Annotated in this window: 11 protein-coding genes; all 11 read left to right on the forward strand. The window is 37.3% G+C overall.

Going from position 1 to position 12,846, the window contains the following annotated elements:
• The first annotated feature begins 251 nt into the window (after window positions 1-251).
• The 11 genes from B2M23_RS13225 (at window position 252) to B2M23_RS13275 (ending at window position 12,845) form a co-directional block, all read left to right on the forward strand.
• Window positions 252-593: a plasmid mobilization protein gene (locus B2M23_RS13225; RefSeq protein ID WP_013381100.1), complete on the forward strand. Its 342-nt coding sequence runs from the start codon at window positions 252-254 to the stop codon at window positions 591-593.
• Window positions 541-1,905: a relaxase/mobilization nuclease domain-containing protein gene (locus tag B2M23_RS13230; protein ID WP_081571227.1), complete on the forward strand. Its 1,365-nt coding sequence runs from the start codon at window positions 541-543 to the stop codon at window positions 1,903-1,905. The genes B2M23_RS13225 and B2M23_RS13230 overlap by 53 nt, the downstream gene beginning before the upstream one ends.
• 386 nt (window positions 1,906-2,291) lie before the next feature.
• The gene (locus tag B2M23_RS13235) at window positions 2,292-4,718 is read left to right on the forward strand and encodes a PHP domain-containing protein (RefSeq protein WP_038350770.1); all 2,427 of its coding nucleotides are present in this window, start codon (window positions 2,292-2,294) and stop codon (window positions 4,716-4,718) included.
• Window positions 4,687-4,971, forward strand: a complete 285-nt coding sequence (locus B2M23_RS13240) for a hypothetical protein (RefSeq protein ID WP_038350769.1) — start codon at window positions 4,687-4,689, stop codon at window positions 4,969-4,971. Before B2M23_RS13235 ends, B2M23_RS13240 begins: the two co-directional genes overlap by 32 nt.
• 247 nt (window positions 4,972-5,218) lie before the next feature.
• Window positions 5,219-5,821: an ANTAR domain-containing response regulator gene (locus B2M23_RS13245; protein ID WP_038350768.1), complete on the forward strand. Its 603-nt coding sequence runs from the start codon at window positions 5,219-5,221 to the stop codon at window positions 5,819-5,821.
• Window positions 5,821-7,209 carry a histidine kinase N-terminal domain-containing protein gene (locus tag B2M23_RS13250; protein WP_038350767.1) on the forward strand — a complete coding sequence of 463 codons (1,389 nt, stop codon included), beginning with the start codon at window positions 5,821-5,823 and terminating at the stop codon, window positions 7,207-7,209. The genes B2M23_RS13245 and B2M23_RS13250 overlap by 1 nt, the downstream gene beginning before the upstream one ends.
• Window positions 7,210-7,309: 100 nt before the next feature.
• Entirely contained in the window at window positions 7,310-8,746 is a 1,437-nt protein-coding gene (locus B2M23_RS13255) for an ethanolamine ammonia-lyase reactivating factor EutA (RefSeq protein WP_038350766.1), read from the forward strand.
• Between the two features lie 13 nt (window positions 8,747-8,759).
• A complete protein-coding gene (locus B2M23_RS13260; protein WP_038350765.1) occupies window positions 8,760-10,127 on the forward strand; it encodes an ethanolamine ammonia-lyase subunit EutB in 1,368 nt (455 codons plus the stop codon).
• An 18-nt stretch (window positions 10,128-10,145) separates the two neighbouring features.
• Window positions 10,146-11,051, forward strand: coding sequence for an ethanolamine ammonia-lyase subunit EutC (gene eutC / locus B2M23_RS13265; protein ID WP_038350764.1), 906 nt, complete (start codon window positions 10,146-10,148; stop codon window positions 11,049-11,051).
• A gap of 13 nt (window positions 11,052-11,064) precedes the next feature.
• On the forward strand, window positions 11,065-11,718 hold the full coding sequence (eutL, locus tag B2M23_RS13270; protein ID WP_038350763.1) for an ethanolamine utilization microcompartment protein EutL: 654 nt from the start codon (window positions 11,065-11,067) through the stop codon (window positions 11,716-11,718).
• Between the two features lie 20 nt (window positions 11,719-11,738).
• Window positions 11,739-12,845, forward strand: a complete 1,107-nt coding sequence (locus tag B2M23_RS13275) for an ethanolamine utilization protein EutH (RefSeq protein WP_038350762.1) — start codon at window positions 11,739-11,741, stop codon at window positions 12,843-12,845.
• The last annotated feature ends 1 nt before the right edge of the window (window position 12,846 follow it).

Genomic DNA, 12,846 nt, shown 5'->3' on the forward strand with positions numbered 1-12,846 from the left:
GTCACTTTAATGTGGAAAAATATAAGGTAATGTCACAAACAACAAAAAGGCGGAGCCTTTGCTCAATGATTTGTCTTGCAAGAATGCATCTTTCTATAATAGGTGCAATCTTGCATCCTTTTCCAGAGATACAAAGAATAAAGAAGCAGCCAAATGTCACAGGGTGTAACAAGCATTGGCTTTGTGTTGCCACGCCGCCGAAACAGGGGGCAAAGCCCCCTGCAACCCCCATTTTATAAAAGGAGAATACCATGAGAAATCGAAGAGAAACCATTCAAATAAGAGTGCGGGAAGATGAAAAAAATCAGATCATTACCAATAGTCAAAAGTGTGGATTAAGCGTTTCCGAATACCTGCGGATGCTGGCCAGAGGGTATGAACCGAAGCCATTGCCCCCCATCCAATACAATGAAATGATGGAACTGTTATACGATATACGCTATGCCTTGGGCGATTATGACGCCCCAGAAGCCATCGCTGTTTTAGAAGAAACCCTGCTAGAAATGCACGCCGTTTTAGCCCCGGAAAGGAGAAAAGACAATGGCCATCACCAAAATCTGGCCCGTCAAGGACAGCCTGAACCGCGTCATTGAGTATGCCAAAAACGTTGATAAAACCGAAAATCCTGACTTCCTAAACGCCGATTTATACCAGGTGCTGCACTACGCAGCCGATGAAAACAAGACCAGATTTGAGCGACAATACTACGTAACCGGCATCAACTGTGCCGTGGAAACCGCCGGCCAGCAGATGCAGATCACCAAAGAAAGGTTTGGAAAAACAGGAGGAACCCTGGCCCATCACGCCTGTCAAAGCTTCAAACCCGACGAGCTTACCCCCAAAGCGTGCCACGCGATCGGGGTCAAGCTTGCACAAAAAATGTGGGGTGACAAATATGAAGTAATCGTGAGCACCCACCTCAATACCAACTGCCTGCATAACCATTTCGTCATCAATTCCGTCTCTTTTATTGACGGAAAGAAGTACAATGAACGCAAAGCAGAATACCAGCGGATGCGGGATACCTCCGACGCACTCTGCCGAGAGTACCATCTATCCGTGATTGAAAATCCCACAAAACGCAAACGGAGTCAAGGCCTTTACCAGGCAGAAAAGCGGGGAGAGCTGACACGCTATGCACTTTATCGCTCCGATATCGACGAAGCCATTGAACGCTCAATGACGATGAAAGAATTCTATGACTACCTGAGACGAAAAGGCTACCAGATTAAAGGAAAAGTCGATTCCTGCGCGCTGAAGCTGCCACATTATCCACGCTTCACACGCTTTAAAACACTCGGAGAAGCCTACTCCGTGCTGCAAATTCAGGATCAGATTTACCGGCAAAGAGGACCAGAAGTTCGGGAAAAAAGCAAAGAACCCATTTTATTCTTTGTGCCCACACCAAAGAAATTGCAGATCGAAGACATACTGGGGTTTGGTGAGGAGTATCGAAAGCTCCGCAACCTTTACCGGTTCTTCTGCTACCAATTGGGGATCTACCCTAAAAACAAAGGACAGGTTTCAATGAGCCCTATCATCAAAGAAGAAGTGCGCCGCATGGAAGAAATATCTCAACAGACCATCTTTTTATGCAAACATCAGATTGATACCTATGAACAGCTCAAGGAAAAACAGAAAGAAATTCAGACAGAGATGGATGGTTTGCTCAACCAAAGAAAGAAGCTCACCAACAAGATGCGGCGAGCTGGGCCTGAGGAAAAAGAGGTACTACGACAAGAGAAAATGGCGTTGACTAAACAGATTACAGAAATAAGAAAGGATTTAAGATTAGCTTTTGGTGTAGAAAAAAGGTCCTTAGATATGATGAAGAGCTTAGAAATAACGCGTGAAATGTTGAATAAAGAGATGCAAAAAAATAAGGAAAAACAGAGATATAGATAGTATACAAGATAGATTAAAAAAGGAAAAAATATATAGATTGCATTTTTTGAAATGTCTTTTTCAATAATATTTGATTAAATTTTATCTAGCTGAGGTGACTTGTAGAAAGCCAATTATTCATAATACATTTGTGCTGTTTATTTTTTGGAGTATGTTATAATAGTATACATATACAGGAATGCATTTAATCAATTAAATTTTGCTAACAATACTTTAATAAAAAAAGAGGAATGTAGAAAATAAAAGACTTGGAGTTTGAATATTATAAAAAACTATGCATATGCTTTATGGGACAGTCAATATTCATAGCAATGATGATTTATTGGATTTAAGAAAATTGAAAAGAAGCGCATGCATATTGGATAATAAAAAGGAAAATCCATAAAATGGTTTATGATGAAGATGGAGGAGAGACTGTGAAAATTGTTGATAAGGGTTACAAAATGGATTTACATATTCATTCTATTTATTCAAGAGGGAAAGATGGATCAAAAGTAAGTTATAATACCATTAAACATGTACCAGAGTTAATAAATAAGTTGACAGAAAATAGAGTGGAAATTTGTGCAATTACAGATCATGATGCATTTAATTGTGATATGTATTTAGAATTAAAAAAATACGAAAATAGTAAAAATTCATCACTTATTAAAGTTCTTCCAGGTGTTGAATTTTCTGTAGAGTTTTCAACTGAATCTGAACACTTTGTTGTTCATGTGATTGCTGTATTTGATGATTCGGATCAAGAAAAAGTAACTGCCATTGCAAGCAACCTATCTGATGAAGCGGGAAAAGTTGTGTATGATAAAGATATGGCCTTTTCTGAAGAAAAGTTCTTGGCAATTCTTAAAGCAATTGATCTAGATACTGTTTTGATTGCTCATCAAAAGAATAGTTTAACTAGCAAAAGAACAAGAAAAAATGATGCCAACTCCGCTGGAATGCAAAAGTTTAATGAATTCATATATACGGATTATTTTGAAGCATATGAATTTAAAAATCGCAATAATGAAATTTTCAATAAATCGTTTTTATCTTCACATGGTATGACGGAGGATTTACGCTTTATTACGGGTTCTGACTGTCATAACTGGAAGTTTTATCCTAAGGAAACAGAGGAAGATGATTCAGAGTTCAGATATACCTATGTGAAATGTTTGCCAACATTTCGAGGATTAGTTATGGCTATAACAGACCATCGGAGGATTAAAACTGTTAATAGTTTTTTTAATCCGACAGAGACAAAATTAGATTTCATTAATATGGAAATTAATGGGGTTAAAATGGATATACCATTATCTAGAGGAATAAATGTTATTATCGGAGATAATTCTATAGGAAAATCTTTATTATTACATAAATTAACAGGTTATAGCAAAAAGAAAAGTAAATTATTAAAAGCACCAATTGAAAAAAGTTATGAAAAATATTTGAAAGATAATAAAATTAAGATTAGTTCTGTAATAGATGAAGCGGACTTGTTTGGCTTTGATATGCAAGGAGAAGTACGAGAGAAATTTGAAGAAGAAAAGATTAAATCAGATGAATTTTTAAAAAATTATTATCCAGCAGCGATAAATCCTGAATCTTATAGATTGATAGTAGAAAGAGAACTTAGCAAAATATATCAATATTTAAGTGAAAAGTTTGATCTTGATAGGATTGAAGAAGGGCTTGGAAAATTTAAAATAGAGAATTTTGATAAAGTGATTGCTGAGAGCTTAACATTTGTTGGAACAGTACAAAGAGATAACAAAAAAGTCAAAAATTATGGCGATTTAGGCAGTGAAATTATTTCTGTTATTGAGAAAATAAAAGGAATTAAAGATAATCAGTTTATTGATAAAGATGATAAAGAGTTCTTTATTCAAATTGAAACACGTTTAAATGAGATTGCACTTAAATATTCCGACAAGAAAAGTGCTGCAATTAAAGAAAATGATAAAATAGGAATTTATCAAGCGGTTATTAGAGACTTTAAACAAAAATATCAAACTGCGGTTTCTGACACTCAGAAGAAAATTTCGACTTATAATGAAAACTATCGAGCTATAGTAGATTCAATTGTAGAACTTTTGATTCGGCGGAAACAGAATAAAAAACCAATGATCAAATTGTCAAAACAAATAATCGAAATACGAACTAACAAAGTATTTGAATACGAGTTTAATAGCAGATTGGTTGCCACAGAAATATCGGAAGAATATATCTGGAATCTATTTAATGATGTATTGAAAAAAGATAGAAAAATTGATATTTTAGAAGTAAGGCAAGAAGAATTAGCAGATGCATTGCCTTATTATGAAGGAACTGCAGCAGGTGCTTTGGAAGAATTAAAGGAACGCCTTAGAAAAAGACTAAATGATGAATTTAAAAATAAATATTCTATAACTCAAAAGGGAATGGATAAGACACAGGAGTTGTCGTCTGGGTTTAACGCTAAAATATATTTCGACTTACTTTCATATGAGACAGAGCGTAAAGGCATTTATATAATAGACCAACCTGAAGATAATATTTCACAAAAGTCAATTCGAGAGTATTTACTTGACCGATTTAAGATAATGGGTGAAAATAGGCAGGTTCTTATTGTAACACATAATCCCCAATTTATTGTAAATTTGGATGTCGATAACGTAATTTTTCTTGGTAAAAATTCAGATGGATATAAAGTACAGTCTGGAGCTTTAGAGTATAAAGATGATCACTATAATATGTTGGATATTATCTCAGATCATATTGAAGGTGGTTTAGATACATTAAAACGGAGGTGGAAACGATATGAAAAGAATCATAAATTTTCAGAAATCTGAAAAGGACTATCAATTAGTAGATGGTGATAGCGTGTTGTTTGCTATTGATATTGCAGAAATGAAATTTGATGTAAAAGAATTTTATTATGCATTTTTTGTTGACGATGAGGAGATTAAAAATAGCGAGATTAAGAATACGATTCCTTCGGATAAAGATGCATCTCGTGTGTATGATTGTATTGTTAAATTATATAAAGAAATCGTTGAGGAATTTAATAAGAATAATAGAAATGATAAAGGAGAAAAAGAATAGTGTAGACGAAACAATAAATATAGGTTGTCATCATGATTAAATTGTATTTCTATAGGAAATCACTAAACATAAAGTTCTTGACAAACCCAAATATCTAATATAAAATTAAAGAAAATTAAATATATGTTTGTAGACGGATACAAACATTTTGATAGGTTTACGATGTAGCAAACTGGGATAACTTTTGGGGTCTCTGTTTGCTTTTTTATTAGTATCGATTTTTAAGGTTGGGCAGGATGGTGATAAGATGGAAGAGGCAATATTGGATGATAGGAAAAAAACAACGGTTGTTATTGTAGATGATGAACCCATTATTATTATGGATTTAGAAGAGGTTCTGGAAAATCTTGGATACAAAGTAGTGGGAAAGGCGCTTGATGGATTTGAAGCCATTGAAATATGTCGCAGTAAAAAGCCCGACGTTGTGCTTATGGATGTTGAGATGCCTGTTCTTGATGGGTTTGCGGCAGCTAGCTGTATTTTGGAAGAGGCCCTTGCGGAAACTGTCATCATGGTCACAGCGTATAATGATAAAAAATTTGTAGACCAGGCAATGGAGATAGGCGCTTCTGGGTATTTGGTCAAACCCATTAATGAGCGTTCTATCATGCCCTGTATCAATGTTGCTAGAGCCAGAAGTAAGGAGATTATACACCTTAAGCAAGAAGTGAAGAAGACAAAGGAGCTTGTAGAAGCAAGAAAAATTATCGAAAAGGCTAAAGGGTTGATTATGAAGAAAAAAAATATCAGCGAAAATGAAGCTTATGAGTATATCCGTTTGATTAGCAAAGAAAAACAGATTTCGATGCAGCGAGTCGCTGAAATTTTGCTTAAAGGAAGACGAAAATAATGTCTGTACTTATTCGAAATTTATGTAAAAAATACACTAATTTAACCGAAGAAGATATTGATATCATTATAGAAAAGTCAGAAGCACTTGCCGATATTGCGTCCAAAACAGATCAAGATGTCTTTATTGACTGTCCTTGCATTCAAATATCTGAGGCAGTTGTTGTGGCAGAAGCTTTAAAAAAAGATTCGCTGTATCAGTTGAGTACTTTAGGTTGTATCGTTCGAGAGGAGGATGAACCTGCGGTTTTCAGAACTTTTCGTTCTGGAGAGGAAACTGAAGAGGTTGAAGCCACAATTTTTTCTTCAAGATTAGAGGGAAGAGTCATTCAGAATGTTCAGCCAATAAAAAATAAGGGTAAAACCATTGGTGTATTAATTTTTGAGAGACCAACCAAGGAAGACCGACCTTTAAAAAGAAGTACAAAAAGATTTGTGACAAATACAGCAGGCACTTTGCCTATTTTAAAAGATTGTGTCTGGATTACTGAGTATTTTGATGACGCGCTTATTATTGTAAGTGAAAATGGCGTGATTTTATACCGCAATACAGTTGCAGCTAAACTGTACAGAAAACAGGGATATGTTTATGATATTTTAGGACAGGAATATTCAAAAGTTTCACTCCATGGTGAGTTACTGCCAAGGGATAGTAAACGCTCCGGAGCAGAAATGAAAATCGGGGCTTACTATTATCGCATACGACAGTTTAATTTAAAGGATAAAGGCGTATTTTTAATTGTTATTCGTGATATTACAGAACTCAGGATCAACGAACAGGAGTTGATTTTAAAATCTACTGCTATCCAGGAGATCCATCATAGAATTAAAAACAATCTGCAAACAGTCCACAGTTTGCTCCGTTTACAATGGCGCCGGGCAAAATCAGCGGAGACACAAACAGCTTTATCAGATGCTATGAATCGAATCCTTAGCATTGCGACAACGCATGAAAGCCTTTTGTATAGCGGAGTAGATGAGATTAGTCTTTTTACCGTCATTGAGGAAATTAAAAAGAATTTTACGGATTTAATGAATTTGGAAAATCAAGAAATTGAAATAGATGTGACGGGGGATGATCTGCGTGTTTCCTCGGATATTTCATCTTCAATTGCTTTAGTCATTAATGAATTGATCCAAAACTCATTGAAATATGCCTTTGAAAATAGAAAAAACGGGCGCATTACAATCACGGTGTCTGAAGGAAATATGGGGTATGCTAATATAACGGTAATTGATAATGGAACCGGTTATGAAGTTCAGAAAGAAAATAGAAGTCTTGGATTAAAAATTGTCGAAAATCTTGTGCAGAATAAACTAAAGGGACGATTGGAAATACAATCAGGTGCTGACGGTACACAGGCAACCTTTGATTTTAAAATTAAATAATGAGTTTATACGGTGAAGTATAAATGAAAGAGTGACGAAGCTCGGCATACAGATATTATTTCTGTTTGGCGAGCTTTTTATTTTGAAGGGGTTGGAAAATATGAAAGAAAAAGTTTTAAGCGTGGGTATTGATATTGGAACCTCAACGACTGAGATAGTATTCAGTCATATTATTATTGAAAATATTGCGTCAAATTTTAGGGTGCCGGACATTCAAATTGTCGATAAGGAGATTATTTATCGCAGTCCTATTTATTTTACGCCACTGCTGTCAAACACTGTGCTTGACACAAAAGGAATAATAGAGATTGTTAAGAAAGAGTATGATACAGCTAGTATTGAACCGAGAGATGTACAGACAGGCGCAGTAATTATAACAGGTGATACGGCAAGAAAAGAAAATGCCGAAAATGTACTGCGGGAAATCAGTGATTATGCAGGTGACTTTGTTGTCGCGACAGCAGGGCCCGAGCTTGAGAGCATCTTGGCAGGAAAAGGTAGCGGTGCCTCAGAATTTTCAAGAAAAAATAAAGGAGCTATTTTGAATTTAGATATCGGCGGTGGCACAACGAATGTGGCGCTGTTCGAAAATGGGGAGGTGCTTGAAGCGAGTTGTTTTGACATTGGGGGAAGACTCATTCGCTTTTCAAAAGAAACAAATAAAATCGAGTATATTTTCCCAAAAATTCAAAAGCTTTTTCAGGCGATGGGGATAACCGCCAAAGCAGGCGATCCACTAACAGATGATATGCTTGACAAAATAACAGAAGTTTTAGCGAAAGGGTTAATGGAGATTATTGATCCATCGCAAAGAAGCTTTCTCACTGATTTTTTGGCGACTAATAAAATTGTAAAAAATTTTGTTAAAACTCCAGACTATGTTTCGCTTTCAGGTGGGGTTGGCGATCTTGTCTATCAGGAGCAAATGCCAAAAACAAATGCATTTGGTGACATTGGTGTACTGCTGGCAAAGAAATTAAGAAAAAATTTAACGAAGGATGCTGTTAATGTTGTTAAGCCAGCAGAAACGATTGGTGCAACGGTTGTTGGCGCTGGAAATCACAGCGTTGATATAAGTGGAAGCACCATTACTGTCACCGCAAAAAATAGTCTGCCGATTGTGAATACGCCGATCATGAAGGTTGATAACCCAATAAACTATACAGATGAAGAAATAAAGAAAGCTTTTGAAAAAAAAATAAATTGGATACAAGGTGAAAATACATCAATGAATATTGCGTTAGCTATTGAAAATGAAAAAATGTTGAGGTTCGATGAGATACAGTTGATGGCCCGAAAGATTATTATCGGGATGCAGCCGATTATACAAAAACAGAAAGTGCTTATCGTAGTTTTAAAAGTAGACTATGGAAAGGTATTAGGACAATCTATCCAGAAATATCTTTCTGAGGATAAGCAGATCATCTGCTTGGATGGTGTTAATGTAGGCAATGGCGATTACATTGACATTGGAATGCCTGTTGGTGTAGGAGAAGCAGTACCCGTTGTAATAAAAACAATAGCATTTAGTTATTAAAGGAGGAGAAATAATGCGATTAAAAACAAAGCTATTCGGAAAGGTTTACCAGTTTGATTCAGTCAATGATGTTCTGGCAAAAGCAAACGAGCAAAAGTCTGGAGATATTCTGGCTGGAATTGCGGCTGAGTCGGAACAGGAGCGTGTAGCTGCAAAAGAGGTGCTGAGCAATCTTTTAGTTTCAGATATCCGAAATAACCCCTGTGTTCCTTATGAAGAAGATGAGGTAACCAGAATTATTCAGGACGATGTCAATGAAGCGATCTACAATGAATTCAAGAATATGACGATTAGCGACCTAAGGGAATATATCCTGGATTATAAAACATCGGAACTTGATTTAAAACGTATGGCTAGAGGTATCACATCAGAGGTTGCCGCGGCCGTTGGGAAGCTGATGGGGAATATGGATTTGATTTATGCTGCGCAGAAGATACGCGTGGAAGCTACTTGTAATACCACCATTGGAAAAAGAGGCGTTTTGGCCAGTCGGATTCAACCGAATCATCCCACGGATGATCCGGATTCAATAAAATTGTCACTGTATGAAGGCCTTAGTTATGGGTGTGGTGATGCTGTGCTTGGATTGAATCCTGTTGATGATACGATTGACAGTTTGACACGCAGTTTGAATTTATTTGATGAAATAAAACGCGAATTGGAGATTCCAACGCAAATTTGCGTTCTGGGGCACATTACAACACAAATTGAATGTCTGAAAAATGGAGTCCCAATGGATTTAATGTTCCAAAGTCTTGCGGGAACAGAAAAAGCAAATTCATCATTTGGGATTGATGCCGAAATGCTTCAGACTGGAAAAGATTTAATGCTCAAGCAAGGGACCTCTATCGGACCAAATGTAATGTATTTTGAAACTGGACAAGGTTCTGAACTATCCGCTGAGGCGCATCATGGTGTTGACCAGATGACCTTGGAAGCTCGCTGCTACGGTCTGGCTAAACGCTATCAGCCGTTCTTGGTTAACACTGTTGTGGGCTTTATTGGACCAGAATATCTGTATGATGGCAGACAGGTTATCAGGGCTGCTCTTGAAGATCATTTCATGGGAAAAATACAAGGAATTCCCATGGGAGTGGATTCAACAATGACCTGCCATATGGATTCTTCATTTAATGATCTTGATATGCTTGAATCCCTGTTGGCTTTGGCTGGCTGCAATTATTTTATGGGTATTAACGGCGGTGATGATGTAATGTTAAATCATTTAACTTCTTCTTACCATGATATGGCAACATTGCGTGAAATGACGGATAAAAAGGTCATCCCAGAATTTGGCGACTGGTGTCGCAGATGGGGAATTATGGATAAAAATGACCATTTGACAGATCTGGCTGGTGACGCATCAATCTTTTTTAAATAATCTAAGGAGGATGAGTAGATGAATAATCAAATAAATGAAAAGCAAATATTAGAGGCGGTTATGAAAGTTTTGGGAGAAAACAAAAACCATAAACCCCAAAACAATAATACATCTATTTTGACAGAATCCAGTAAAAATGGCGACCTAATAGATATTACAGAAATAGATCTGCGCAAAGAGTTACTGATAGATCATCCCCAAAATGGAGAAATGTATCTCCGTTTAAAAGGCAGAACGCCCGCAAGACTTGGCATTGGAAAAGCCGGCCCCCGTTATAAAACATCTACGATGCTGAGAATACGCGCTGATCTCGCTGCTGCGCGAGATGCCGTTCAAACAATGGTTTCCCCAGAATTTATTGATGATCTGAAGCTGCCAGTAGTTAAAACAAAGGCAGAAGATAAAGCTCAGTATTTATTACGTCCAGATTTGGGAAGAATTTTCGATGAAGAAAACACGAAAATTATGAAGGAACGCTTAAAACAAAATCCAGATGTTCAAATTGTCATTGGTGATGGGCTTAGTTCCACAGCGATTGAGGCAAATATCCGGGAAATACTACCGGCGTTAGAACAAGGGTTGAGATCCTTTGGTGTTGATCCAGGAACACCAGTTTTTGTTGAGTATTCCCGTGTGGGAGCAGGTGATTTTATCGCTGAAGCCGTTGGTGCAAAACTGGTTTTAATTCTTATCGGAGAAAGGCCGGGGGTGGCTTCATCCGAAAGTATGAGTTGCTATATGACGTATAATCCGAAAGTAGGTATGATGGAATCTGGGAGAACCGTCATCTCCAATATACATCAGCATGGAACACCCCCATCTGAAGCTGGTGCGCATATCGCGGAGCTTGTTAATACCATGTTACGTGAAAAGAAAAGCGGTGTTGATTTAGTCGTTGACTCAAATAAGACAACGGTCTGTTAAAAGGAGCTTAAAAATGAAAGGCGATCGTATTAAAACATATGTCTTAAGTCAAAAATTAATTCCAAATGTTGATAAAGACATGTTTAAAGAATTAAAATTACCTGATAATCACCGCAGTATTGGAATTTTTACAGCGGATAATGATGACGCGGCCTTTATCGCAATGGATGATGCTACTAAAAAAGCAAATATTCAGGTTGCTTATGCAGAATCAACCTATGGTGGGGGAAGTTGTGCCTGGTCAAAATATGGTGGAGAAGTTATAGGCATTATTTCGGGCCCTTCCCCGGATGATGTGCGAAGTGGTCTGAACTATATCAAAGAATTTATTGAAACAAAATCTTCCCTTTACAGTGTAAATGAGGATGATTCGGTTGTATATTATGCTTATAATATATCGAGAATTGGTAAATTTTACGCAAACTCTCTTGGACTGGAGGAAGGGACATCTCTTGCTTATGTAGCGTCTGCACCGCTTGAGTCGATGTATGCTCTGGACGCTGCGCTTAAAGCAGCAAATGTTCATGTGGCTGAATTTTGGGGTCCGCCAACAGTTACTAACTGCGGAGGAGCTCTCTTAACAGGAACGCAGTCTGCCTGTAAGGCGGCAGTGGATGCTTTTGCCAACGCTGTCGCGTTTGCAGTAGATCGGCCGCTTGAGATTTAAAGGGAATGGGGGAGTAAACGATGAGTGTTAGTACAATTATTATTTATATCATGGTGGCTTTTATGTTTTGGGGAGCCATCGATAAAGTTTTTTTGAATAATCGTTTTGGATATGGGGCACAGTTTGAAGAAGGCATAAACACCATGGGACCACTTGCAATGTCAATGGTAGGGATTATGTGTCTAGCGCCTGTTATTGGAAATATTTTAACACCTATTGTTGCACCTGCTTTTAATTTGATTGGTGCAGATCCGGCAATGTTTTCTGGATCACTATTAGCAATTGACATGGGGGGATTTCCGCTTGCACAGGCCATGACATCAAATCAGGACATTGTAGTTCTTTCGGGTATTTTGCTTGCGTCCATGCTGGGTTGTACTATTGTTTTCTCAATTCCTGTATCTTTGAGTATTGTGGAAGAAAAGGATAAAACTTTTTTGGCAAAGGGCATGATGATTGGTATTATATCCATTCCCTTCGGAACTTTTATTGGTGCTATGATTGCAGGCATACCGGTATTGTTAACATTAATCAACATTGTACCTGCGGCTTTACTCTCCATACTTCTGGCTATTGGATTATGGAAAATTCCAAATGGTTTGCTTAAAGGCTTCAGTATATTTTCTAAGATTATTACGATCATCATTGTAATGTCTTTTGCATGTGCGATTGTCGAGGGTCTGACAGGAATTGTTATCATTCCAGGAATGGACCCTATCGGTCCGCAACTTGAGATTATTGGAACAATTGCTATTACTTTAGCAGGTGCTTACCCACTCGTGCATTTCATTACGACGACGATGTCAAAGCTTTTATCAAAATTTGGAAAAATTATGGGTGTTAACGATATTGCTGTGGCTGGGATGATTGCAGCGCTGGCAAACAGTATTCCAACCTTTGGGATGGTTAAGGATATGGATAATCGAGGAAAAGTTATTGCAATTGCTTTTGCAGTTCCAGCAGTAGCAGCATTAGGCGATCATTTAGGATATGTCTCTGCCAATGCATCGGAGTATCTTTTGCCTTTAGTCATTGGAAAAGTTGCAGCAGGTATTATTGCTGTCTTGGTTGCCCTGCTATTTTTAAAGAATGATAAAAATGAAGCAATTAAAGTGGAAGGAGAATAAA

Origin of the sequence: Eubacterium limosum, from assembly GCF_000807675.2 — a bacterium.
Lineage (GTDB): Bacteria > Bacillota > Clostridia > Eubacteriales > Eubacteriaceae > Eubacterium > Eubacterium limosum.